Annotated in this window: 21 protein-coding genes; 4 read left to right on the top strand and 17 right to left on the bottom strand. The window is 47.4% G+C overall.

The window, feature by feature from the left end:
• Positions 1 to 56: 56 nt before the first annotated feature.
• From LC073_RS10910 to LC073_RS10925, 4 genes are all read right to left on the bottom strand, one after another.
• Positions 57 to 1481: an N-6 DNA methylase gene (locus LC073_RS10910; RefSeq protein WP_226646921.1), complete on the bottom strand. Its 1425-nt coding sequence runs from the start codon at positions 1479 to 1481 to the stop codon at positions 57 to 59.
• A gap of 4 nt (positions 1482 to 1485) precedes the next feature.
• Positions 1486 to 2067, bottom strand: coding sequence for a restriction endonuclease subunit S (locus LC073_RS10915; protein ID WP_226646922.1), 582 nt, complete (start codon positions 2065 to 2067; stop codon positions 1486 to 1488).
• Positions 2068 to 3423: 1356 nt separating this feature from the next.
• Entirely contained in the window at positions 3424 to 3573 is a 150-nt protein-coding gene (locus LC073_RS10920) for a hypothetical protein (RefSeq protein ID WP_226646924.1), read from the bottom strand.
• Between the two features lie 258 nt (positions 3574 to 3831).
• Positions 3832 to 4323, bottom strand: a complete 492-nt coding sequence (locus LC073_RS10925) for a hypothetical protein (RefSeq protein WP_226646926.1) — start codon at positions 4321 to 4323, stop codon at positions 3832 to 3834.
• A gap of 353 nt (positions 4324 to 4676) precedes the next feature.
• Between LC073_RS10925 and LC073_RS10930 the strand changes: the two genes are divergently transcribed.
• Both LC073_RS10930 and LC073_RS10935 read left to right on the top strand, forming a co-directional pair.
• Positions 4677 to 5690: a zinc-dependent alcohol dehydrogenase family protein gene (locus LC073_RS10930; protein ID WP_226646928.1), complete on the top strand. Its 1014-nt coding sequence runs from the start codon at positions 4677 to 4679 to the stop codon at positions 5688 to 5690.
• 177 nt (positions 5691 to 5867) lie between these two features.
• Positions 5868 to 6281, top strand: a complete 414-nt coding sequence (locus LC073_RS10935) for an SRPBCC family protein (protein WP_226646930.1) — start codon at positions 5868 to 5870, stop codon at positions 6279 to 6281.
• A 30-nt stretch (positions 6282 to 6311) separates the two neighbouring features.
• Here the strand turns inward: LC073_RS10935 and LC073_RS10940 are convergent, their stop codons facing one another.
• Entirely contained in the window at positions 6312 to 6731 is a 420-nt protein-coding gene (locus tag LC073_RS10940) for a DJ-1/PfpI family protein (RefSeq protein WP_226646932.1), read from the bottom strand.
• A 487-nt stretch (positions 6732 to 7218) separates the two neighbouring features.
• On the opposite strand from LC073_RS10940, the gene LC073_RS10945 reads away from it, so the two are divergent.
• A complete protein-coding gene (locus LC073_RS10945; protein WP_226646934.1) occupies positions 7219 to 7494 on the top strand; it encodes a hypothetical protein in 276 nt (91 codons plus the stop codon).
• A gap of 11 nt (positions 7495 to 7505) precedes the next feature.
• Here LC073_RS10945 and LC073_RS10950 read toward each other — a convergent pair whose 3' ends face one another.
• From LC073_RS10950 to pepB, 5 genes are all read right to left on the bottom strand, one after another.
• Positions 7506 to 7697, bottom strand: coding sequence for a hypothetical protein (locus LC073_RS10950; RefSeq protein ID WP_226646936.1), 192 nt, complete (start codon positions 7695 to 7697; stop codon positions 7506 to 7508).
• A 290-nt stretch (positions 7698 to 7987) separates the two neighbouring features.
• The gene (locus LC073_RS10955) at positions 7988 to 9073 is read right to left on the bottom strand and encodes a DUF3667 domain-containing protein (protein ID WP_226646938.1); all 1086 of its coding nucleotides are present in this window, start codon (positions 9071 to 9073) and stop codon (positions 7988 to 7990) included.
• Between the two features lie 78 nt (positions 9074 to 9151).
• Positions 9152 to 10294 (bottom strand): DUF3667 domain-containing protein, encoded by a 1143-nt coding sequence (locus LC073_RS10960; protein ID WP_226646940.1) that lies wholly within the window; start codon positions 10292 to 10294, stop codon positions 9152 to 9154.
• 111 nt (positions 10295 to 10405) lie between these two features.
• Positions 10406 to 11560, bottom strand: coding sequence for a DUF3667 domain-containing protein (locus LC073_RS10965; RefSeq protein ID WP_226646942.1), 1155 nt, complete (start codon positions 11558 to 11560; stop codon positions 10406 to 10408).
• 241 nt (positions 11561 to 11801) lie between these two features.
• Positions 11802 to 13079 carry an aminopeptidase PepB gene (pepB, locus tag LC073_RS10970; protein ID WP_264190514.1) on the bottom strand — a complete coding sequence of 426 codons (1278 nt, stop codon included), beginning with the start codon at positions 13077 to 13079 and terminating at the stop codon, positions 11802 to 11804.
• 175 nt (positions 13080 to 13254) lie between these two features.
• Between pepB and LC073_RS10975 the strand changes: the two genes are divergently transcribed.
• Positions 13255 to 14667 carry a hypothetical protein gene (locus LC073_RS10975; RefSeq protein WP_226646946.1) on the top strand — a complete coding sequence of 471 codons (1413 nt, stop codon included), beginning with the start codon at positions 13255 to 13257 and terminating at the stop codon, positions 14665 to 14667.
• Positions 14668 to 14779: 112 nt separating this feature from the next.
• On the opposite strand, the gene LC073_RS10980 is transcribed toward LC073_RS10975, so the two are convergent.
• The 7 genes from LC073_RS10980 to LC073_RS11010 all read right to left on the bottom strand — a co-directional run bounded on the left by LC073_RS10980 (position 14780) and on the right by LC073_RS11010 (position 24557).
• Positions 14780 to 15145 carry a thiol-disulfide oxidoreductase DCC family protein gene (locus tag LC073_RS10980; protein ID WP_226646948.1) on the bottom strand — a complete coding sequence of 122 codons (366 nt, stop codon included), beginning with the start codon at positions 15143 to 15145 and terminating at the stop codon, positions 14780 to 14782.
• 21 nt (positions 15146 to 15166) lie between these two features.
• Positions 15167 to 15634 (bottom strand): cupin domain-containing protein, encoded by a 468-nt coding sequence (locus tag LC073_RS10985; protein WP_226646950.1) that lies wholly within the window; start codon positions 15632 to 15634, stop codon positions 15167 to 15169.
• Positions 15635 to 15720: 86 nt separating this feature from the next.
• Positions 15721 to 17133, bottom strand: a complete 1413-nt coding sequence (locus LC073_RS10990) for a rhomboid family intramembrane serine protease (RefSeq protein WP_226646952.1) — start codon at positions 17131 to 17133, stop codon at positions 15721 to 15723.
• A 148-nt stretch (positions 17134 to 17281) separates the two neighbouring features.
• Entirely contained in the window at positions 17282 to 19474 is a 2193-nt protein-coding gene (locus LC073_RS10995) for a mechanosensitive ion channel domain-containing protein (protein WP_226647149.1), read from the bottom strand.
• Positions 19475 to 19593: 119 nt separating this feature from the next.
• Positions 19594 to 20244 (bottom strand): DUF6515 family protein, encoded by a 651-nt coding sequence (locus LC073_RS11000; RefSeq protein WP_226646954.1) that lies wholly within the window; start codon positions 20242 to 20244, stop codon positions 19594 to 19596.
• Between the two features lie 96 nt (positions 20245 to 20340).
• A complete protein-coding gene (locus LC073_RS11005; protein WP_226646956.1) occupies positions 20341 to 21465 on the bottom strand; it encodes an efflux RND transporter periplasmic adaptor subunit in 1125 nt (374 codons plus the stop codon).
• Positions 21462 to 24557 (bottom strand): efflux RND transporter permease subunit, encoded by a 3096-nt coding sequence (locus LC073_RS11010; RefSeq protein WP_226646958.1) that lies wholly within the window; start codon positions 24555 to 24557, stop codon positions 21462 to 21464. Before LC073_RS11010 ends, LC073_RS11005 begins: the two co-directional genes overlap by 4 nt.
• Positions 24558 to 24683 lie beyond the last annotated feature (126 nt).

Below are 24683 nucleotides of genomic sequence, written 5' to 3' on the forward strand. Positions count from 1 at the left end.
ACAGATCTTAAATATACCAAAATAATTTTGATAGAAACTACTTTATAACATGTAAATTATTTATCATAGATGGTGCAATTAGATATCAGTCTCTTCATCTCTTTCTGAAGAGATAATAACTTCTCTTCCAGTTTTTCTTGCCCATTTAAAATTTCAGATAAAGATTTTTCATCTGAATCATTTTCGATTGCTTTTACGTAGAGGCTAGGAAGCAGCTTCCCATGCTGGTTAATAACTTTAGCGTCATCAACCACAGCTGAAAATCCATCTACACTTTCTCTAGATTCATATGCAGAAACTATTTTACTTATTACAGATTTTGAAAGGTTATTATTAACATTTTTTCTTGTGCTAACAGAGTCGGTATCTAAAAAAAATATATCACTTTTTGGTTTTGATTCTCTCATAATAAGGATATAAGCTTTTACACTAGTTCCGCGTAGAGAGTTCTGAGGGAGACTTATAACTGCATCTATATTTCCATTTTCAACCAGTAATCTTCTTAAATTGCCTTCTGCTCCACCTCGAAACAAAACTCCTTCTGGAATCATTATCGCAATTACTCCATTTTCATTTATGCTATCTAAAGCATGAAGTATGAATGCGAAGTCAGCGCGACCATTTGAAGGTAACAACCCTTTATATTTAAAGCCATAATTATTTTGATAACCAACTAAATCTTTAGTTTTTAAAGAAAAAGGTGGATCTGCAAGAATCACGTCAAATTTTCTATTGTCTGTATCGGAGTAGAAACTATGTAAAGTGTCATCAAATTCAATACTAGAAATATCTACCCCATGAACCATCATGTTCAGCCTAGCAATTCTACATATTTTATCATTTACTTCCCTCCCTAGGATTTGAATATTTTCAGGATTTTCACCCTTATTTTTCAAGTAGCTGATTACACTTGTAAGGAATCCCCCTGTTCCACATACTGGATCATATATTTTTTGGCCTGCAGATGGCTTTAGTAACTCGACCATAAGCTTGCCTATTTCTGGGGAGCTAAAGTGTTCAGGAAGAAAGTTGAAATCTTCCAGGAAAAAATGATTAATTATATTTTGAAATAGTTTTGGATAAACATCGGCATCCAAATAATACATACTCTCGATATCAATTGTTTTTAGGTGCTTTAATGTCCATAAAATAAGCCCACCCCACTCATTGTCAGAAATATTTTTTGGGGGCGAAAAATCAAATATATAATTACCATTGAACCATATTTGCGGGTAGCACTCCCTTAATTTATCTAAACTTTCATATAGTTTATCTGTAACTTTTTTATTATCATTTTTTAGTATCTGCAGATAATCAACTGAGCTTGGAATAAATAATGAGTGCTGCTCTGATGTAAGATATCGAAAAACATATAAAGAAAGAAATGGAAGGATAACTTCAGATGAGCTCACCCGACTCTTAAATGGGTTTAATAGACCTAGTATTCTACTTTCCAATCCACTTAAATCAATTTTAGTCAAGGTACTACACCCCTAAAATTTTCAGACATAGTTTATCGATTAAACATTCTCCATTACAAATTAATTCATGCATTATTTGTTTCTGTTTAAACCAATTTTTATATATTTCAATGATTTCGTGCTGCTCATTTAAACTCGGCAAAGGGATCACAAGCTCTTTCAGTACACTAAGACTAATATTTGGTACTGTACTCCCAAATCTTATTTTTTTTATAGATTGCTGACCTATTTTCGAATTAAAAAACCACAATAAGTACTCTATATTCAATTTTGCTGAAGATGCCCTGATAATAGCAACCTGATTTGTGGTAGTTACTTTATTTTTTAAATCATTAAAATCAACTAATGATGCAACAATTCTTTCACCTCTCAATGGTAAAAGTATATCCCCTTTAGCAAGGGTTACTTTCAACTTCATTTTATCGATGGCCGCAAATGGTAAATGATCTATATCCGAAAGACGCCCTTCTTGTAAGTCTTTGATCTGCACTAGTTTTACTTCACCATCTGCAGCTTCAGCTTTACGTCTGAAAGTTTGCCCTAAAGTAATACTAGCAACTTCTGACAAAGTAACCTGTTTACCCATCAAAGTATCTCATTATGAATTTCATTATTTATATCTATCGCAGACCTATTTCACTCAACGCTTTCTTAATTGTATTTCTACTTAGAGTATCAGTTATGTAACTCAGAACTTGTTAACTGTATTGGATATCAAATATGTAAATAAGCCCCATGCAGACAATAAGGTGTGCAGTGACTCAACACACCTTATGAGCAAAATATTAGGACCTAAACATCACTATTCATCATCTCTGGTGACCTGTAGATTAGAGTGAACTCTTATTGATTCAGTTGATACGACCTCTATCTCATACTTGAGTACTACTTCACTACTCCCCAGTAACATCCAAAAAATTAGCATTTTCGTCATCGTAATAGAGCTACTACGTATTGACCGTTTAGTGTAAAGTTTCATCGTTCCCTCATGTCGTTTGTGGGTTCATACACTGAAGGGGAGGCAACCCCTTCTTCCTTCAACTCTCACCTTGCAGTACATGCCCGTACTTCATTGGTGAGAGCTGATTCTAACCCAGAAAAGATAAGATCTTCTAGCAGTAGGGCTCCGTACTGCATAAATAATGGCGCACAAATCTTTTTTTGGTTATTTTTTGACCGATTTTACTGTATCTAACAAGTAAAACTGTGCCGGCACCTGCTGTTTTCCAATTTCTGGTGTATGAAAATGCAGCACCACTGGTTATTCGTTGACGTATCAGTTAATAACAGATAACACAAAATCTTTATCATCTTGATAAGGACTAGCTCAAAGGTAACATTTACTTTGGATTAAATTCACGCCAGTGGCATAGCTCAATCAAATTTCCTTTGTATAACTTTCAGTTAAAAGGTTCTAATTGTTGCTGTACCAATACCGATCTAGCTTCGTAAGGAATGTCGTTGTATTACACTACAAGCCAACTTACAGCCCGCATGATCTGCAATAGTTAGCGCTTGCTAACGGGGACTCATAATCGGCAGGTCCTGGGTTCAAGTCCCGGAGGGCCCACCACCTTACCTTCCTACTGCCTGCATCATTTCACTCAGCCAGTACGCTGACAAGTTGTGAATAAGTAGAGAAAGATCAGCACCTCATAAAACTCACAGAATACATGCTGATGTGCTGGAAACTCAGGGATAGTTCAGTACTGAGGTGAGCCCTCAAACTAGCTATCCCCTACCTGCAATTCAATATTTACAAAATCCTATTCATCACCAGCAAAGTAAATCCCACTCCTAATCATTTTCACCGCATAAAATAAGTGGCCCGACTGATCAGATAAAGCCTCTTGGTTTCAAGTAAAATACATATACGGCCATTTAAGATGGTTGACGACAGCCAGCCCTACCTGGAACTAAATTGTTTAAGTTTATAGCTTCTTCAAACCCGAACCAGTTTAGCTATCAGCCCGATGCCATCAAATGTCCAAGGTAGTTTTGCACTTTCGGGCGCAACGCCGGAAAAAATTACACTGTCGGGCTTTGAAAATAGCTCCTTACCTTCACCCTTTAACTCTTTTTCCTTTTCCAAATAGGATTACATAAACTGACATAAAGTTATCTCAGTTCTATTTACAATAGTTGAGGGCTTGTTGACTTTCTTTCAAAGGAAAACTTAAATTAATATCACCAAATTGCTACTAGTGAGATCATTAGAACTCTTAGTAACAATTATCGACTGTGAAGAAGGACACCACAATCACTTTGCCTAAAAATCCAATTCAAATACGTTTCTACATCTTCTTCCTTCTTTTTTCCCTAGAAGTTTTGAAATAGTTTCTAAAAATTTTCAATCACAATCTTTTGGAACAGCTTTTTCAAAAGGCTGGTTAGTTTCTTTTAAAGTGGCTCTGGAAATACCCATGTTCTTATAGGGAGGATCACCCTGCATCCCAGGGTTTATCATATGAATGATATAGCATCCATAATACACGACCTCTTTCCCATCCATTTTCTCAGCTAATAATGCCACTGGCAAAGCCCAATAAATTTGTCCTGCTCCAGGATCTGGACTCGTCTCTCCAAATTTAACTTTTACGGATTTAGTATCGGCGTAGCCATCTTTCCATTGATTAAAATCTGCAGGAGGATTGATTAAGTAGCTATAGGCTTGAGCATAATAACGGTGATTAATTGCATAGTAATAGCTCTCTATCAGGGTTTCAGGGGAGGATCTATCATCCTTGTAGGACCAGTCTTCCGCTGAAACTTTAAAAGCTGTCAATATAAATACAGCTAATGTTCCTAAATATCTGATAAAAAATATGAAAGACTTTTTCATAACTTTATCCATTTCGATTAATTATCTACCCTGTCGGGGGGCATAAGATTAATTTAGATCAGCCAACAGGATGTTTTATTTGCATATAAAGTATACCGATTGCAGGTTTGGTTTAATACCAAGTGCCCCCATGGATTTTTAACCTCAGTTATTTATACCGTTTTCATAAAAATTCGATGAGATCATCAGCATCGGAATATGTTTTTGGCACTCCTTAGTAGCATCTGAACTCAGTAAGGACTTTCGAATAGTCATCCCATACTACTTGAGAACTGCCAATTTTAACCCCATGATCACAGACCATCATCGGTCGGGCTAAAAAGATCGTGTTATTCAACAAAAAGGTGAGGATTATGAAAGCATTGACGCTTAATGCGCCCGGAGGCTTGGAGAACATCACTCTGAGCGAAATTGATGACCCCGGCAAACCGGGACCAGGGCAAATCCGGGTCGCTATTGGCGCCTCCTCACTCAACTTCCATGATTTACTGGTCGCCGATGGCAGTATACCCACAGAGAATGGTCGCATATTGATGTCAGATGGCGCTGGCACCGTAGAGTCCGTTGGCGAGGGTGTCACCGAATTTAAGATCGGTGATTCCGTGGTTTCCTGCTTTTTCCCTCAATGGCAGGCAGGGCCTGCATGTCACAGTGTTTGGGGTTTTGCCAATACACCTGGGGATGGCATTGATGGAATGGCAGCCCAGCATGTAGTACGTGATTCCACGGCATTTACCCTTGCACCCAAGGGCTGGAGCCACACTGAATCTGCAACCATTACCACGGCAGGCCTGACGGCCTGGAGAGCCTTGGTAAGCGATGGCAAGGTAAAACCTGGAGATACCATATTGACCCTTGGTACCGGTGGTGTATCCATTGCTGTAATTCAAATAGCCAATATGCTGGGCGCCAAAGTCATTGTTACCTCTTCCTCTGATGAGAAGCTGGAACGTGCCAAGAAACTAGGGGCTACTCACGGCATTAACTATAAAACCCACACACAGTGGTCAGAAAAAGTACTCGAGTTAACCCATGGCAAAGGGGTCGATCACATTATCGAGCTGGGTGGTCCCGCCACTTTGGAACAATCAATTCAGTCAGTTAGGGTTGGGGGCCATATATCTCTGATTGGGGTGTTAACCGGCAGAGAAGGACAGATTCCAACGGCCTTATTGATGGGGAAACAGGCTCGATTACAAGGGTTGGTTGTAGGCAACCGCTGTGAGCAGCAGGATTATGTCGCGGCACTTGAGAGCAACGCAGTACATCCGGTTGTCGACAAGACCTTCCCATTTGTTGAGCTGGAGAAAGCTTTTGAATACCAATCTAGTGGATCACATTTTGGTAAGATTTGTGTGGAGTGGTAATTAATCAAAAAAATTAACGAATTAATTCCGTAATGAGTTTCCTACAGTTTTGCAGCGCTTATTATTAATAATTAACTTGAGAATTAAGTGAAATGAACCCAACTTCATTAAGATAAATAATATATCAACTTTCTTAAAAATACGAAAACCCTACCAATAACTCTAAAAGGAGAATAAATGGAAATTTCAATAGAAACTACTGTTAATGCACCCATGGAGAATGTTTGGTCCTCCTGGACCACACCGGAAGATATTCAGAAATGGAATTTTGCCTCTGATGACTGGTGCTGCCCAGATGCTATAGCTGACCTAAAAATAAATGGTAATTTCGTATATCGAATGGAATCCAAAGATGGAACTATAGGCTTTAATTTTGAAGGAAAATTCACCAATATCGAAAAATTTAAGCGCATTGAATTTGTAATGCCAGACAAGAGAAAAGTAAGGATTGATTTTTGTGAAATTGATCAGGGAGTAAGGGTCATTGAATTATTTGACGCAGAGGACTCTCATTCAGTAGAAATGCAGCGGCAAGGATGGCAAAACATATTAAACAATTTTAAAAAGCATGTTGAGAGTAAGGTGAGATAACGTTCAATATATAAAGGGGACTCCTTTCTCCTAATAATTGGCCACCTGTTGAGCCAATTGCCGGTAATGTTGCCAATGTGGAGTAACTCTATGACTCTGCTCTGGAAACACCTTTACCAGTACAAAGGCACCGATACAGATACTCACCACTCTGGTGGCATTTTCTGCGATTAACCTCAGGGCGTTGAGCTGCTTTGATCTCAACTCCAGCAGCCGTATTCCAATGCCACCACAATTTATCAGGTAATCGACTATGGGTGCCTCAATAATATCGCAGTCTACCGAGAATGACTGACCATACACAGTATCGACTGTTCCAGTAGAAAGGCCGAGCAGGCGCCGCGAATAATCTTCACTGACAAAACCGTTGGCTTCCTTAGAGGCATCCAGGGAACCACAAAGATCTAGGGCTTGAAATCCATCGGCAAAAAAACCATTCTTCCAGCCCATAGTGTCACCTCTATACATCCATTCTACAGCCTAAGATATGTCTCACGAGACACAATTACAACAAATACAGACAGCTAGACTGCGAGTGTGGATAGTTTTACTGTTATCAACTGCTAACAGTCGCGAACCGCCCTTTCATCTTTTGCTGTCATGTAACGATTCAAGGTCAATTGCTAAGCATCAGGAGCCCATTCTCCTGAATAGACCTGATTTTTGTAATTTCTACCAGGGGCTATCAAAGAAGGTATTTACATAGAGATAGTGCCCCTAAAAAATACAATAGTGGGCTTTCTTTGATGAATAATAATCAGGAAAATACATAACTTCATTAGCGTGACCGGCCTAGGACGATCACTCTTCAAGGCTGATTGGGGTAAAGATAATACTTATTAGGACCACTACAGGTAAGGTTCCAAGTTCGTTATACTCTCAGTTAAATGGCTTAGCACCACCAATAAGTTCCGACTTCGGCCAAAGAACAGGATTTATGATCTTCTCATCCGCACTACTCGCCATAGTTATGGCCACCACCACACCAAATAACTGTACTGATGGCATTGCTCTGGCAAGAGGGGTAGCCGCTATTGCGGGAGAATACCCTTGGTTAAGCGTGGATGAGAAAGACTATTTACTGCATAACTACTATCGTATGTACATCATTGTGCCGAAGAATCCCGATATCAACCTTAAGGGCATTGGTATGCCAACGGCTACAGTAAACAAAGAGAATTGTGAGGTAATTAATGTTCACATGGCTCGTTAATTCCATACATCTTATTGTCTGCCATTAATAAACTGAAAATCTAAACCTGCTTCCAAACACCAGGAGATTATTATTTCATCACACCCCTCCACCATGTTTTTATAATCTGCGGTTGCTTCCAAAACCTCACCTGGGTCAAATACCCAGTAATTCAAGGTAAACACGAGAATAACTGTTGCACCGGCAGCTAGCTTAAATATCATTAGCCAAAGTACCGGGGTCAATCAGGCGAGCAAAACTGCCCGCAGCTATCATTTAACCTGGTGATATCCACAGCAATCGGAGATAAACCGGTACCAGAGTCCCAGATGAGATCAGGGGATCATCAATAGGCTTTTCGATAACCTCTGGTTTACGAGTGTTTTTATAAGCTTTGGTTCGCTCGAATTCCTCTGTCAATTCGGATTCTGGAATAACGCCCAGCCAAATTAAACAGGCTCTGTGATAGGTGAGCAGACTTTACCCCAGAGAATCATTTGTATACCAGCCGCCCTTATATTTCTGCCAAACTATAGAAGGCTGTGGATAGCGCTCCCAGCATCAAAAGAATCGGATAGACAATCCCCAAACTAAAAAACTTAATTAATGTAGCTCCCCAATCTTGGGCATAGACTCGCTTTTGCATTCTAAGTAGATAGATCGGAATCCAGAAAATAAGCATGAGCATAACACCATAGCATAAGGCTTCTATCCAGGCGTAATGCTCCAGCCATTCCTCAACCCAAAAAGTCAGAGTTTCCAATAAAAGTATCAAGCAAAGAAAGGCATGACTGTGCATCGATACAATAATATGCTCCATATAGAGATTTCCCTGTCTGAAATAACAGAGCCAGAGCATACCTGCAAATATTGGCAACATAAATAATAGAGTAGACGGCAGGGCGCCAAAAAGGGCCTTAGCAAGAATGGTAGGATTTTTAGAGACTCTTTCAACATTTTGACGCGCCTTAGAAAATTCTCCCTCAAACCATTCCTGCCCGGATTGTGGAAGAAACCCAAAAGACAAAACAGTATTCCTAAAAGTTCCTAAAGTCTTAAGCAGCGATATTGCCCAAATTTCCTGCTTGCTTCCCACACCTATAAAATCAATTGAGCGCCCCCCAGGTAAAGGCCACTCAAAGTGTTTTCCAGTTTTGGGCTCACCACTTATAGATTCTTTGGAAAGGCCATTCTGCCCTCCAGAATTAAGAAAATCAGTGTCATCTCTGGTTTGCTCACTGGTCGCCAAGTATTCTGTATCGATACTCCAATCACTACTAATAAGAATCAAGAAGAAGGCACTTACACAAAGAAAAATAAACAGCTTTGCCGGACTGACATATCGGGCTCGCTTCCCGGATAGATACTCTATAGTTAGAAACCCCGGAGACAGCAATAAAGCCGGAAGCGTCCTCCATATACGTGCATCAAAAGCTACAAGGGTATTTAGGAAATCATAAATCACACTATAAAAATTTCTTACAATACCTTTTACCGGCTGTCCACAGCCATGGCAGAAACGCCCTAAGAGAATTGTATTGCAATTCGCGCAATAATCGCTTCTTTCTGCTGAAGCTATTTTTGAGCGTCGAACATCCATGCCATTTTTCCTTTAGAGCGAGCTTTACTTTTTAAATGTCCAACTTATTAATATCGTAAGGAGTTCACTAAGCCATCACTACAGCTCAGCCAAACTCCAGACTATAGTGAAAGCCACACCCATAGATAATAAACACAGATAGGCTAACCCAACAAAGGAGTATTTACACAGGGTCATAAACCAACTCTGTCGATAGATACGTTTTTGCATCAAAAATAGATAGATAAGCACCCAAATAGTTAACCCCACCATAAGATATTTATAAATTGAAGCTATAACCGGAAAAACAAGTAAATTACTGTTCACCAAATATAAGACATTGGCAATCAGGATACTTAAGAATATGAAGGCATGACTGTGCAAGGCTACAATTAAGTGCTCCATATATAGTCTACGCTTACAAATATAGAGCAACCACAGAATTATAGAAAATATTGGTAACATTATTACCATGGCATAAGGAATAGTGTTAAGGAATGCCTTTTTTAACCGGCTTGGATTTTTAGCGACTTCTTTTATATTTAGATTAGCGCTTTCAATCTTATCATCAATCCAATCTTTCATTGGTTTTGGCAAACCATCTAAATCCATCCGGATCAACTTACTCTCTGGATCACTAAAATTATTATTTACACTTGGCTGCCCAGTAAATCCTGGATTATTTTGTGGGTCTATATATCTTTTATCATGCCCTTTATTTACTTCATTTATAACCTCTCTTCTAGCCTCAACTAAAACTTTCTCACTCTCTTTTAGTTCTACTAGTAAACCCCCATGACTGAGGTTTTTAATTTCGACCAACTGATCTCCCTCTACGGCCTGATCGACCTCTGAACTCCCTGACAGGGAAGCTTCCTTAGGTATATCATTATTAGAAAATGTAATTGACCAATCATCACTCAGGCGAGCAATAAAAAGACTAGTGATGCAGAGAAAGATAAAGAGTCTCACAGGACTTACATAACGTACCCGGCGGCCAGAAAAGTATTCCGCAGTTAAGAACCCTGGCCGGAAGAATAAAGCAGGCAAGGTTTTCCATGTCCTTGAGTCAAAGGCTAACAGCGTATCTAAAAAGTCGCCAATTACAGATGAAAAATGCCTTACCATACCTTTCACTGGCTGACCGCAAGCATAGCAATGAGAACCTAGTAACTTTGTAGAACAATTGGCACACTCATTGTCTTTACAATCGAAACCTGTCGTTGATATCGTACTACTCAAAACCCACTTCCCTCGACATTTTATTCTGCATTACTTCACCAGCATTAAAAAATACAGATTCCTTGTGCGCAACCACTCGCAAAAAATGCAATTATTTATTTCTGGTTACTCTTATAACTCAGCCAAACTCCAAAATACTGTTAAAGCGGCTCCGACAGACAGCAAACTCAAATAGGCCAAACCTAAAAAAGAGTATTTACATAGGGTTATTATCCAACCCTGCCGATAAACACGCTTTTGCATCCAAAATAGGTAGATAGGTACCCAAATAACTAGTGCTACCAAAAGTCCATCGAAAAATGAAGCAATTGTACTATAACCAGCTAGTTGCTCACCTAAAATGTAAAATAGATTGGCTATCAAAATACCCAAGCATATAAAAGCATGGCTGTGCAATGCTACAATCAAATGCTCCATATAAAGCCTACGTTTAAAAAGGTATAGCATCCACAGCATCATGGCAAAAAATGGCAGCATGATGATCAAAGTGGAAGGCAGTGCTCCCAGAAATGCCTTTTTAAATCGGTTCGGGTCCTCAGTCACCCGCTCTACATTTTTATGGGCACTATCAACCTTCCTATTAATCCAGCCTTCCACAGAATCAGGAAGCCATTTAACTTGTAAAAACTCTTTATCAAATTCTGCAATGGTTTCATTGAGCCCCGAGGCAATTTTATCTTTAGTGAAATTACCGGAATCAACAGACTCGCCTTCAATTCCGTTCAGGCTATTATTAAGCTCATTGAGGTCCGTTTTAAGTTCAACTTGCTCTTTAATAAGATCAGATTCAAGCTCTTCCAGGTTGACAATTACGATGTCTTCATTGGCATGCTCTTGCTTAAGTTTCCGAATATTTTCTACGGCATTATCATAACCCTTTCCAGCAGACTCAACATCCACGGCTACAGTTTCAGAGTTGCTGAAGTTAATCGCCCAATCACTATTAATCTGAGTAACAAAAAAACTGGTAATACAAAGGAAAATAAACAACCGAACGGGACTTACATAGCGTACCCGACGACCAGAGAAATACTCAGCAGTTAAAAATCCCGGTCGAAAAAACAGCGAGGGCACTGTTTTCCATGTGCGTGAATCGAGTGCCAGAAGAGTGTCAAACAGGTCTCCAACGATGGAAGAAAAATGACGCACCATACCTTTTACCGGCTGGCCACATGCATAGCAGTGAGGGCCCAAAAGCGCGGTTTCGCAATTGGCACAAAAATTTGATTTTTGAGCTGTATAATTTGCAGATGCCGTATTACTCATTACCTATTACCTATCGACATTAAAAATTATTATCTGACTTACACAGAACATACGCTCGAACCCAAGCATCAATTAACGAATAAAAATAAAAACTCCTCAGTTATAAGAAACCGACCAATTATCCTGACTTTCAATTCGAATAAGAAATTTTTTGTAGACTCACGGGTCCAGGGATAGATAAAACAGAAACGCGCCTATTTTAGGCGCGTTTTGCAAGGCTTTTGGCAGTAATTGCTAGGCATCAGTTATCCAGCAGAAAGCGTGCGATGGTCCGCAGTCCATGCCCCTTGGCGCCAGCCGCCCAAAGGTCATTAGCGCTTGGCTGGTAAGAGCCGGAGAGATCCATATGTACCCAGTTTCTCCCCTCTTCCGGTACGAAATAGGCAAGAAACGCAGCTGCAGTTGAAGCACCAGGCGTACCTTCCAGGCCAATATTGGAGATATCGGCAAAATTAGAGGGGATTTGCTCCAGGTGGAAGGTTTCCAGCGGCAAGCGCCAGGCCCTCTCACTTTCCTGTGCAGCCGCATTCAGGACTTTTTGAGCCATTTTATCTTCGAAGCTGAAGACCGAATTAAAATCGCGGCCCACAGCCATTTTAGCGGCGCCGGTCAGGGTGGCAGCATCCAAAAGACAACGCGGGTTATCTTCCCCTGCGGCGAGTAGGCCGTCTGCCAATACCAGGCGACCTTCCGCATCGGTATTCAATACTTCGACGGTGACACCATTCTTGTACTTAATAATATCGCCCAGTTTAAAGGCATGGCCGGAAACCAGGTTTTCCGCGCAGCAAAGGTATAGCTTCACCCTTTTTTCCAGGCCGCGAGCAATCGCCAGGGCGAGGCCTCCAGTCACCATAGCAGCGCCGCCCATATCGGATTTCATGGTGGCCATGTTATTGGAGGGTTTAATGCTGTAGCCACCGGAATCGAAGGTAATGCCCTTGCCCACCAGGCAGATATCTACCGCCGCATCCGCATCGTCCGTGGGGTTGTAGTCGAGCTGTAGCATGACTGGCTCACGCACACTGCCGCGGCCCACATTGTGGATACCGACAAAACCATCGCGCAGCAGATCATCCCCCGCCACAATGCGATAGTTAACCGCGCCTGGTGCAAGTGTTTGCAACATTTCCGCAGCGCTCTCCGCCAACACCCTAGGGGAAATATCATCCGGCGTGCCATTGGTAATCTCGCGAACCCAGCGCGCAGCTTTCTCACGTGCAGCCAGCTCTTTTAGCTCCCCCGCATCCTCGGTAGCCCAGTCGATTTTATTGCTGATGCGCGGATTAAAATAACCAGCCCAGAAAGCCCAGCGGCTTTCGATATCCCAGCCCTCACCACTAAGCGCCACCTCAGTTATCCCCATACCATCGAGGCGCCGCGCCGCGCGTTGGGCCGCTACTAATGCATCGCCTTTAGCTGCACCGATATGGATATGGGCTTCACCACCATTAAAACTGAGCAATGCCGCCTCACCCCAGGGTTCCCCCGCAGTGCTTTCCATCAAATGAACGCGCATAACCTTTGCCATACAAAACCTTTTTGAAACTTGTGTGCCAATTTAATTGGGATTCACGCTGCATTCTAACAGTACATCAAAAATACTCGACGATTGCGCCGCCACGAACACGACGGATAAACTGTTAGCAGAAACACAATAAACCTTCAGGAAGAGAAGATCTTAGGGAAAATTCATGGCTAAATCCTGCCACTACCATTCCAGTGCCGATGCATCCTGGCAGTGCCAACCCTGTCAGCGCAAATACTGTAGCGAATGCATTCCGGGCTCCAGTGCCAATTATCAGGGCCTCGGTCCTGAATGCCCACTGTGCCGCGAACCAGTGGAGTATATCGGCGCCAGTAACAGCGCCAAGCCTTTTTGGCAGATGGGAATTTTTTACTTCCTCTATGCCCTAAAACCGGGGCCCCTGGCGATCATAGCCCTGGCGGCTGCGGCCAGTTTATTAATCTCGAGCCTGGGACTTTTAGCCATCGTAATCATAGTGGGAATCGTAGCCTTGGTGAGTCGCTACAACCTACTGGTTATCGAGCGGCTCGCCAGTGGGCAACTGGAGGCTCCGGGAATCGGTGATGCCCTGGACGGCAATAGCGCACCGCTGTTTCTAAAGGTCATCGCTATGACCCTGATTGCCGGTTTTGTCGGCTACAAGCTATTAGCCTTGGGCATGGGCGCCGTGCAGATTTATGCTTTCGCCCTCTTCCTGTTTGCGCCAGCAGCAATGATTATATTGGCCCTTGAGCACAGCCTGCGTGCAGCGATCAATCCGCTCAAGCTGCTGCAATTTACTTTGATTATCGGCTGGCCCTACTGGCTGCTGTGGATTACTACCACTGCGGTTTCCGCTGCGCCCAATTTACTGATGGCTATTGCCATCGAGAAGCTGCCACCCTGGTCCCTGGCTCCGGTGATCGCGGCTACTACCACCTACTTTTATATCGTGACCAGCGCGATGATGGGTTATATCTGTCTGTCACGGCAGCAGAAGCTGGGCATCCAGGCCGAACTGGAAGACGAAAGCGCATTTATGGACGAGGAGGAATTCAACCGGGCGCGCGCTCTGGCAGATGCACAAATATTAATGCGCGAGTCGAATTTGCCTGCCGCGCGCCAGGCCCTGGTAGATGGACTGCGCCGCCATCCCAATGACGAAGCACTCAACGAACGCTACTACCGCTTGCTTCTGGCAACCCAGGACCAAAAAGCCCTGCGGGAACTGGGTCCGCACCTGCTGGATAAGTTTGTACAAATCAACCGGCCACACAAAGCTGCAGAACTCTACCTGGCTACCGAACCGGCGCCGCCGATTACTAAACCCGACCTTCGCCACGCCCTGGCCAAGGTGCTCTATCAACAGCACAAATACCAGCAGGCGGCGCAATTGCTGAACAATCTGCACAAAGAAAATTATCCACAATTGGATGCCGCCTACTTGCTGCTCGCGCAGGTGTATATGGACGGATTGAGCCGGGAAGATCTAGCCAGGAAATTGCTACAGTTTATCAGGAAGAAATTCCCGAACACCCCTCTGGCCAATCAGATCGACGCTTTGTGGAAAGTATTAAACAGTTCAGAAAGTACACACTGATTTATTCATAAGAGTCCGCAAATAGGAAGTATGAGCCAACAGCGCGTTTCGATTAAAAAGCAGCGCGCTTCGGTTATCAGCTTTTTTGCTTGCGGAAACAGCAGAATCACTCTCACCAATGCTTCAAAGCCCTGTTCCATATATACAAACAGCGGGCAAAGTCATTGTAGATTTTGTTAAGGCACCAACGCAGACCATGTATTTTTGACAGCCTTGCTTTCCACTGCTCACTGGGAGAATTCTCCCAGATGGCAATAAATGCTTCATAGCCCACCCGCAGATGCCCCTGTGTATCAATCACATACAGGCGTTCCCGCACAAACTCCAGGTCGACATCGAGCTGTTGTGCTTTGGCGTTATCAAGGTGGACATCTTCCCAATCCACACCACATGTGGTGTTTTTTTTCCTCTGTGCACGAATACCCGCATCGCATACCGGACAGGCAGAATTGTAGAAAACACGAATTTTCGCGGCCATAAGGAAGCTCAGCGTTGGCAATTAGCGGGGATGCTCAATATTTTCATGATCCACCAGCTCCCAGGGCAAGCCTTTGTTACGGTAAATTCTCTTATTTTTATTCGGGTAATCGGCCACATCGTGATCCAGGCGTAGGCCTACCACGATACAGCGTAGAGTACCCTCGCCAGTATTTTTCATTACATGGGGAAGGCCATTCGCGGGGTAACCAATAAAGTCCCCTTTGCTCACCGTATGGGTTTCGTCACCAATTTGCACTGATGCCTGTCCTTGCAGGATATAGACACACTCATCTTCGAATTTATGACAGTGATATTCAGTGGACTCATACCCAGGCTCTATTTCGATGATATGAAAACCAAAACCGTTTATCCCGGTGATATCACCCAGGGATTTATTACGACGCACAGCATTCGGGTTTAGGAAGTGCACCTTGCGCTCCCCTTCCATTTCCAGGATTTCTTTGTTTTTAATAATAGATTTATTCATTTGGCTCCCCTGCCAATTTGATCTTATTGATACTCACTGACGATTGTCCAATTGCCAATGTATCCCAATAAATAGACTGCTGCCTTCTAGGGCTGACCAGTTATTTCCATCCTCTGGGTTAGCGCCTTCATCTCCCGCGCACGCCCTTCCTCACCCAGGCGCCGGTAATAATTCACCAAAGCCATGCCCAACTTGGGTATCAGTGGATGCTGCACTCGTTGCGCGATAAGCCTGTTTAAAAGCTCTTCCAACCAGGACCAGTTTTTCACTTCAGCGGCACGACGCGCCATAAGCAGGCAGGCTTTGGCAGTTAGGGCACGAGGTTTCTGCGTAGATTGTCGATAGTTGCGGTAACCAGCCTCAAGAATACGGGCATCGATGGTCGGGTTGGCTGCCTGGGCGAATAGCGCCAAATTGGCGCGGTGATACGCCTCGCTGTCCGGATTGATTGCGGTCAATTCGATATAGCGCTGAATCAGAGCCAGATGATCGGGATACAAACGTACTGCCGCGGCTGCCGCCTCAGAGGCCTCAATCAACTTGCCCTCTTCCTGGAATCGGTTAATACGCGCCAGCGCGCTCTGTTGTGGCGAGGGCAACTCCCCTTCCTCCTGCGGCATCTCCTTTAGCGGTGGGCGCCAGTAAATCAGCAGCAGGGCCAGGGCAAATCCAGCCAATAAACCACCGGTGTGGGCCCAATAGGCGATACCCACCTCCCCGTAAAAGTAACCGAAGATTTCCTTACCCAGCCATAGGGGCAGCACCATTAAAGCTGGTGCGCTGAACTCGCCAAACATAAATCCAACGGTGTAGAAGAATCGCAACCGCCGCACGCCGTAGATAGCAACGAACATGCCCATTATCGCTGACACGGCGCCGGAGGCGCCGACCATAGGCACATAACTGCCAGACTCCACCAGCATATGCAGACCAGCCGCGGCCAGGCCACCGAGTAAATAAAGGGCGATAAACCAGAGCCCGCCCAGAGCCAGCTCTACAGACAAGCCAAACAACAACAAAAACACCATATTGCCAATCAAATGATCCCAGCTGCCATGTAGGAACATATGGCCGAGCATGCCAGCCACATTCGGCTCCGCCGGGATCAGGCCCAAGGCCATGCTGCTGACTTGATTGCGCAGCCCGGCAAAATGCATACGCTGTTGCAGCCACTGGCTCTGCCCTTCCTGCTTCAGCTTGGGCAGTAACCACTGGTGAAACTCCGTATTCCACAACAGTTCCCGGTAGACAAACTCCTCTCCCTCCACATCCATCTGCAGGCGCCACTCCGGGTGCTCCTCGTTGACGTAAACCAGAAAGCGCTGCTCTTCCAGGTCCGGCAGGTCACTGCCAAAGTAATACTCTTCCGCCTGCTGCCAGCGGGCCTCATCCCCCCCCTGGTAAAATACAAACATCAACAGGTTGGCGAGGATCAGCGCAAAGCACATCAGTGGAGGGCGGCGCCAGTCTGGTTTATTTTGGATCGGGATTATCAGCACCGGCGTTTCCTTATTGATATTGCACGAGCGCCCGATAGCAAAACGCAGCAATAAAAAATGACAGGGATGGAGCCGACTTTCTCGCCGGCCTTTTGGAAAATACTACGCCTGTTTGTGGCAACTCAAGCCCAGGGCAGCCCCAGCGGCACTACTTCTTCTCGTTTTTCTCGTTTTTCTCGGCGCGGGCGATCAGCACCGGCGCATCCCAACTGCGCAGGTGCAGGTCTCGTTGCGGGAAAGGCACCTCGATACCCTTTTCACGGAACTCCCGCAACAACTCCAGATTGTAGAGTGCATAGGAGTCCCCCAGGGAGGTGACCATATTGCTGTTCACCCATACCACCAGTTTGAAGTTCAAAGCGCTATCGCCAAACCCCATCAGCCACACCTCAGTTTTGCGCTTCCAGTCGGTATGGGTGATATTGACCCGGGAGGCGGCTTCCAGTGCAGCCTCGCGCACCAGATCCGGGTCGGAGGAATAGGAAACCCCAAAGGACACATGGATACGGCGCACCGGGTCATCCAGGGTGTGGTTGATCACCCGCCCCGCTACAAACTCCGTATTCGGCACCAGGATATCCACGTTGTCACGGGTGGTGATGCGTGTGGAGCGTACATTGATATCGCGGATACGGCCAAAGACACCGGACTCCAACTCCACCAGGTCGCCCACCTTGAGTGGCCGCTCAAACAGCAAGATCACACCTGAGATAAAATTGGAAAAGATTGCCTGCAAACCAAAACCGAGCCCCACCGATAAAGCGCCGGCCACCAGTGCCAGCTTGGAGGTATCCAGGCCGAGCATGCTCAACACTATAATCAGGGCGACGCCGATATAGATGTAATGCAATACCCGGCTCAAGTTGTACATAGAGGATTCGCTGGCGTGCTCCCTTCGCACGAGCCGATGTAGGAAGGCGCGGGTCAGCATCGACAGCAACCATGCACATACCAGTACAAACACCATCTTGGCGATCAGACGCAACGTGATCGGGTTTTGCGCGATAGTAAACAGCTGGTAGTCCGCCAAAGTACGCCAGCGCTTGTAGACTTGGCGGCCTGTCAGAGCCAAGCGCTCGCGCACCGTGGCCCACCAACCCTGGCGCTCACGATAGACTTCCAGCTGGGCCTTTTCGTAGCGCTGGATATCCTGCTCCAGGTCGTTGGCTCGCGCCAAACCGCTGCCAATTCGCTCAAAGTAAGCCCACCAACGACTCAGATCGGCTTTTTCTTCCTCATCCCGCCAAGCCACTACCTGCCGCTGGCGAATCGCCAGCTCCCGCGAGGTGCTCTCAATCACCGCAGTGGCATTCTCCAGTAGCTCACGGCTGACAACCAGCGTCTCCTCTTCATTCTTGGGATTCAATACGCGGTTGATGGACTGCAGCAGTTCACTCTTACGCTTGCCCAGATGCTCCTCCAACAGATCCACCTCCAACTGCATCAGAGTGAGGTCCTTTTTCATATTGACGTTGGGATCGGTGGAGGGGTCAGTGGTACTCTGAATACTGGTGCGGGTAGTGGCAATGCGCTCAATTTTCTTTTCGCTATCGGTGATGGATTTCTCCAGCTTTTCAGCGTCTTTCTCACTGAACTGCAGGTCATTGAGCATGCTTCGCAACTTGGTCTCTGCCAGATCAATTTTCTCCTGCCAGGTTCCTAGGAACTCATTCACCGTTTCCAGCTGCTCAATAATATTCAGGTGATTAACTTGCGCCAGCATCAGCGCTTGCGCCGCCTCATCTTCTTCATCACCTTTGGCGTCACGCAGAACAATAACCTGCTTGCGCAGCTGCGCCAGAGACTGTGCACGACTTTCACGTAACTGGCGCGCTTCCAACTGTACCCCGCTCAAGCGGCGCTGACCTCGGCTGATGGCCGCATCGGCGCGGGCCCAGTCGAGCACAGTAGGCTTTTCCGGAAACTTCACATCCGGCATCAACTCAACTTTTAAATACTCCTGGCGCTTGTTCCAAGTGACTTCCACTCCTTCCAAGCTTTGGGTGATTTTCTTCGCGCCTTTTTGCAGTGCCTCATCATCTTTCGGCAAATTCTGCTGCCACTCGTCCCAGCCCGCCTTTAAGGCCTGTAGCCACTCCCGCCGCTGTTCCGGTGATGCACTAGTCCAACCAGTCCACCAGTCTGCAGAGGGATCGGCAAAATCGGGGACTACCGGTTTAAATTCCTTGGGTTTGGTGCCGGGCAGCTGGGCGCTAGCCGCCAGGGAAAAAAGGACGAGAAAAATCAGGCAGAGGGCGAGCGAAATAAAGTGGGGTAATCGGTGTTCGGAGCAAGTCTTATGCTTTTCAAAATAATAGGAGTAACCACCAGCGCCCAGCATAGAGTACACATCTGTCCGTGAAGCAGTATCTGCAAGGGGGAAGAGTTTGCCCCTAAGGGCATATGCCTTGAGTGTAGCCGAGAGCGGCCAAGCTCCCGACCCGCCAGAACAAAGAAAACTCAGTAACGTCTGCGCCCATAGCCACGCATACAATTAAGGTACTGTCTGCGGTAGGCTCGCGTACTGGTCACCGACGCCCTCCCCGGGTGCATACTTCTTACCAGATTCGCAGCCCTGGCTTGACAGAATACTTCTCGCCGACCGGTATCGTGACCTGAGCGGCGTACACTGCGTGAATGACGAAGTTGACTGACATTGCGAGAGGATTCGTATTTAGGCGGATAGGCGCGAGAAGACTCGTATTGAGACGTATAGGTGCGCTGTTGAGGATAGGCGCGCGGGTAATTTCTCTCTTCGGATGCCAGGGTGTTGTGGTTGTAGCCACGCCAGTTAGCGGGTGGCGTTACCACCACAAATTGATTGTCCTTTGGATCGAACTCGAAAAAAGTGCCATTGCCAGCTCGCCGGTAGTCCTTGCCTTCAAGGTAAAATGAAGTCCCTATAGGGACTTCCGGCACTCTGGCTCCCAGTGGCGGCTCCACGCGGGTATAACCATCTGGCCCCTGTCGATAGAAGTATCCGTCTACGTAGAAATAGATCTCGTTATTGGCTTCGATAAGGCGCGCCCCATCTAGAAGGCGCACCACTTGCGTCTCCGCTAGAGGTGCTGAGGTCATTGTCAGTAACAGCAGCGCAAACAGGAAACGCATGAGACACCTCGGCGAGCAAGTAAATGTCGCAGAAGTGTATTGTCGTGGAACTTTGTTCCCCAATTTAATTTAGGGGGACTGTGACCGGCAAATTAGTCAACTTCCGCCTAGAACGCTGGCGCCGTCCTCATCGCGCACAACTTCCGAGAGTATCTTTACCTCCTGTCCCGGCTGCAGGCGCTCGGCGCCGCGCACAACAACCCGGTCGCCACTATTGAGGTCACCGTAGACAGCTATCCACTCTCCATCGCCACTGCCAACGCGAACGGTTAGTCGCTCAGCTTTGTCTTCTTTATCCACACGGTAAACGAAGGTTTCACCATTGCGCAGCACCAGGGCATCCCGTGGTACTGCCATGGTGGCGCGAACTTCAGATAGAGGCACAGCCACTTGTACCGGCATCCCTACGATCCATTCCCTCTGCTGCGTGTTATTGCGGGGCAGTTGAACCATCAGTTTGACCCTGCGCGAATTGTCACTGGCTACGGGGACAAACTGGCGCACCTGACCACTGATGATTCGAGCACTGACACGCTCGCCCTCGGATAAAGATACCGCGTCACTGCGCACTGCAATGTTGTCCCCAGTGGCGATCAGAGACAGTGCGACTAGGGGGATATCCGCTTCCACTTCCAGTTGAGACATATCCAGGGCGCGCAGCAACTCGGAGCCGGTGCGCACATACTCCCCCGCCTGTAATTCGCGGCTCACCACCAGGGTATCAAAGGGGGCATCAATGGTGGTTTTGCCAAGCTCGTAGGCACGCCTGTCCCGCTCAATCTGTGCGGCCAAGAGATCCTGGGCCATGGCCTCGCGTTCGGCTTGCTGCTCTTCCAGCGCCGCACGAGAGGTGCTATTGCTCTCCGCCAACTTGCTTAAACGCTGCAGCTGCGCATCTAAATAGGTGAGACGTGCCTGCAGCTGTGCAATACGGCTCTCACTGTTGCGCAACTGTAGGCGCCAGTGAGTCCCATCCAGCTGTGCCAGACGTTCCCCTTTCTTTATGAAGCTGCCGGGCTCGGCGACAAACTCCAGCACACCATCCAGTTCCGAGGAAATACGAATATCGCGGCGGCTCACCACTTGACCAGCGGACCACTGGCTCGGCGCCATCTGGCGGGTCTCGGCCCGGTCCACGGTGACCGCCACCGTGCCGTTCTGGGCCAGCACCGGTCCCGCATAGGCGAGAGACAGCGCAACACTGGCTAGTAACTTCTTCATTGGGAACTCCTCAGGGCCAGTTTATGGCGCAGGCGGCTAAATTGCGGCAGTGGCAAGCGACCGGTCTGCAGCAACGCCGGCAACAGAATCAAAGTAAACAGGGTACTAACCGCCATACCGCCGACGATTACGGCGGCCAGACCGCGGTAAATTACACTGCCCTCGCCCGGCGCCACCAGCAGGGGCAACATGCCGAATACGCTGGTCAAGGTACTCATAAAGATTGGCCGCAGGCGCAGGCGCAGTGCCTGCTCCACCGCCTCTACCCGGCTGGCGCCAGCGTCTTCCGCTGCGCGGGTCTGGTGTACCAGCAAAATGGCGTTATTCACTACCAGTCCCAGCAGGATAACGAAGCCGATCATGGTGAGCAGGTCGAGGGGCTGGAAGCTGATCAGGTTAAGTAACTGCAGTGCCAAAACCCCGCCGACTGTGGCCAGCGGGACTGTTAGCAGTACCAAACCGGAGTCTCGCAGTGAGCGGAACAAGGCGCTCATGAGCAGGAACAGAATCAACAGCGCCAACAGGAAGTTTTGTGAAAGAGAGACCAGGGCCTTATCCAGATCGCTGGCATTCCCCCCCACCAGGATACTGCCATCCTCAGGCAGAGCCTCGCGAATTTTCGGCAGCACGTCCTCCTCCAGCTGGGCAAGTACCTCCTCCAGAGAAACATCGTCCGGGGGCACAATATTGAGGGTAATGGTACGGCGACCATCCACCCGGCGCAGGTTACCTGGCCCCACGGTGCGCTCCACACTCGCCAGTTGGCTCAGCGGTACCACCTCACCCCGTGGAGTGACCAGTGGCGTATTCTGCAACTGCTCCGGTGTGCTCCAGGGCTGCGCCCTAAAAATCACATCCAGGCGCTTTTCCCCATCGAAATATTCACCTACATAGAGACCGTTGCCGAGGGTACGAATCAGCCCACCCATATCCTGGCGGTTCCAGCCCTGCTCCAGCATGGCGCGGTCATTGGGACGCACCGTCAGTTCGGGCTCCGAAAGTGACAGGCCTGGGTTGGTCTGTACTGGTGTGCCCGGCATCACCTCTTCCATTACTTCTACACCGCGGGTGGCGGCGCGCATTAGACCATCAGCGTCGCGGGACTGCAGGTGCAGAGCGATGCGGCGGTCACCACCGAATTGACCAAATAAATTTCCACGCGCGGCGAAACCCTGGAAATCTGGAATATCCACCAGGATTTCCTCTCGCAACAGTCTTTCCATCTCCTTGGCCTGATCCATATCTTTAACCCGCACGCCCATAGTGCCGCCGTTGGGCCAGGTAATGATGTAGTAGTTCTTCAAGGCCGGATCGCGCTCACCACTCATGTAGGGTGCCATACGCCGGTCAAGCTCGTTGACGATATCCTTTTCAATGGTTTTGGTATTAGTCGACGAGGGGAAATTCATCCACACATCCACCGCATCGCGTTTTACCGGAGGTAAATAATCGAGGTTGGGTAAAAGAAAATAGGTTGCGGCGATAGGCACCAGCAAGAAGCCTCCGATCACCTGCCAACGACGTGCACGGGTGCTCGTCAGCGCCATGACCCGTGTGGTTATTTTCTCCCACCAATGAGCCAGTCGGTCCTCATTGGAAATTGGAGGCAGCCATAGCTTCGCTGCCAGCGGCACTATGGCAACGGCGGCTAACAGGGAAAACACCACCGCCACGGCAATGGTCAGGGCTAGATCACCAAATACCTGCCCCTCCACACTATTCAAGAAAAATACCGGCAGGAAGATAGCCACGGTGGTGGCAGTGCTCGCCAGTAGCGCTCCCCATACCTGGCCGGCACCCTGCTCAGAGGCCTCCTCGGGAGCGAGACCTTTTTCCCGCAGGCGCACAATATTTTCCAGCACCACAATCGCGGCATCGAGCACCATACCAGTGGCAAAAGCCAGCCCCGCGAGGGAAATCACATTCACACTGCGCCCGGCTGCAGATAAAACGATGAAAGTGGAAAGTAAGGAGATGGGAATAGCAGCGGCCACTATTAAGGTCGCGCGCATACGCCGCATAAACCACCAGAGCACCCCCACTGCTAGTAATATGCCCAGTATCAGGTTACCACCGAGTAAATTAAGGGCGCGGTAAACAAACACTGAGGCATCGAAAGACTGCACCAGCACCAGCTGTTCGTTTTTCAGTTTGGTCTCATTCAGCTCCGCAACCTTCTGCTTTACCAGTTCCAGAGTCGCGAGCATATTGGCATCGTTAGTGCGGTTGATGCGCATGGATACCGCAGGATTACCGTTCTGCGTGGTTACCCCACGGGAATCAGATGGCCCCACCCGCACCTCGGCAATATCACCGAGTCGTACCGGCTGGCCATCGCGCCACTCCAACACCAGCTCAGACAGATCCTCTGGCTTGTATTCACCAACGAAACGCAATGTGTATCTACGGCGTCCTACATCGGTAAAACCACCGGAAACATCCCGCGCTGAGGCCAGCTGGCGACTGATCGCCGGTAACTGAATGCCCAGGTCGGCCGCCTTCCAAGGATCAAAAATAACCTGTAATTCTTCTTGCGCAGCACGACCAGACTGGGCCTCCACACTGGAAACACCGGGTACGGACTCCAGTTCAGGCCGCAACACATCCTCGATCAGACCTGCGTAATCATCCAGGTGGTTCGGATTTCCAGGTAGCTTCTGCAAAAAGAAATAGGTGAGTGCAGTGGCATCACCGCCCCAACCGCCAAGCATCACCCGCGGCGGCTCCGCATCCCGGGGCAGAGGCGGCAGACTACTCATGCGGCTGATTACATCAATTAGCACCTTGTTCATATCGGTGCCCATAGTGAATTCGAGATTCACCCAGGCGCCTCCCCTGCCGGCATTGACCTCCATGGTTTCCAGGCCAGTGAGGCCCTGCAACACCGATTCGATCGGCTCAACAATTTCCGCTTCCACCTCTTTTGGCGCAGCAGCACGCCAGCCGGCCTGGATGGCAATACGCGGGTTTTCAATATCGGGGAAAAGCTGTACCGGTAGGCGACTGGCGAGAAATGCTCCCAGTAAAACGGCGAACACCACTGCCACACCGGCGGCGGCAGGATTTTTAATAGCGGCTTTTGTCAGCGCCATTCCATAGGCCCTTACTTTGTTTTTTATGATTAAGCTGGCAATGACATAGACGAGTCCTTATCTATTTCACTGTCTCCGGGAAAATACTGGCGCAGAGTCATAAATCTGTGGCTACTCCGCCGACCC

The organism is Microbulbifer variabilis, assembly GCF_020524905.1.
Lineage (GTDB): Bacteria > Pseudomonadota > Gammaproteobacteria > Pseudomonadales > Cellvibrionaceae > Microbulbifer > Microbulbifer variabilis_A.

Excerpts from the sequence above, each read along its gene's own strand:
- LC073_RS10915 (WP_226646922.1), bottom strand. The coding sequence starts at position 2,067 with ATGGGTAAACAGGTTACTTTGTCAGAAGTTGCTAGTATTACTTTAGGG.
- LC073_RS10925 (WP_226646926.1), bottom strand. The coding sequence starts at position 4,323 with ATGAAAAAGTCTTTCATATTTTTTATCAGATATTTAGGAACATTAGCT.
- LC073_RS10930 (WP_226646928.1), top strand. The coding sequence starts at position 4,677 with ATGAAAGCATTGACGCTTAATGCGCCCGGAGGCTTGGAGAACATCACT.
- LC073_RS10935 (WP_226646930.1), top strand. The coding sequence starts at position 5,868 with ATGGAAATTTCAATAGAAACTACTGTTAATGCACCCATGGAGAATGTT.
- LC073_RS10940 (WP_226646932.1), bottom strand. The coding sequence starts at position 6,731 with ATGGGCTGGAAGAATGGTTTTTTTGCCGATGGATTTCAAGCCCTAGAT.
- LC073_RS10945 (WP_226646934.1), top strand. The coding sequence starts at position 7,219 with ATGATCTTCTCATCCGCACTACTCGCCATAGTTATGGCCACCACCACA.
- LC073_RS10950 (WP_226646936.1), bottom strand. The coding sequence starts at position 7,697 with ATGATATTTAAGCTAGCTGCCGGTGCAACAGTTATTCTCGTGTTTACC.
- LC073_RS10955 (WP_226646938.1), bottom strand. The coding sequence starts at position 9,073 with ATGGATGTTCGACGCTCAAAAATAGCTTCAGCAGAAAGAAGCGATTAT.
- LC073_RS10965 (WP_226646942.1), bottom strand. The coding sequence starts at position 11,560 with ATGAGTAATACGGCATCTGCAAATTATACAGCTCAAAAATCAAATTTT.
- pepB (WP_264190514.1), bottom strand. The coding sequence starts at position 13,079 with ATGCGCGTTCATTTGATGGAAAGCACTGCGGGGGAACCCTGGGGTGAG.
- LC073_RS10975 (WP_226646946.1), top strand. The coding sequence starts at position 13,255 with ATGGCTAAATCCTGCCACTACCATTCCAGTGCCGATGCATCCTGGCAG.
- LC073_RS10980 (WP_226646948.1), bottom strand. The coding sequence starts at position 15,145 with ATGGCCGCGAAAATTCGTGTTTTCTACAATTCTGCCTGTCCGGTATGC.
- LC073_RS10985 (WP_226646950.1), bottom strand. The coding sequence starts at position 15,634 with ATGAATAAATCTATTATTAAAAACAAAGAAATCCTGGAAATGGAAGGG.
- LC073_RS10995 (WP_226647149.1), bottom strand. The coding sequence starts at position 19,474 with ATGCTGGGCGCTGGTGGTTACTCCTATTATTTTGAAAAGCATAAGACT.
- LC073_RS11000 (WP_226646954.1), bottom strand. The coding sequence starts at position 20,244 with ATGCGTTTCCTGTTTGCGCTGCTGTTACTGACAATGACCTCAGCACCT.
- LC073_RS11005 (WP_226646956.1), bottom strand. The coding sequence starts at position 21,465 with ATGAAGAAGTTACTAGCCAGTGTTGCGCTGTCTCTCGCCTATGCGGGA.
- LC073_RS11010 (WP_226646958.1), bottom strand. The coding sequence starts at position 24,557 with ATGGCGCTGACAAAAGCCGCTATTAAAAATCCTGCCGCCGCCGGTGTG.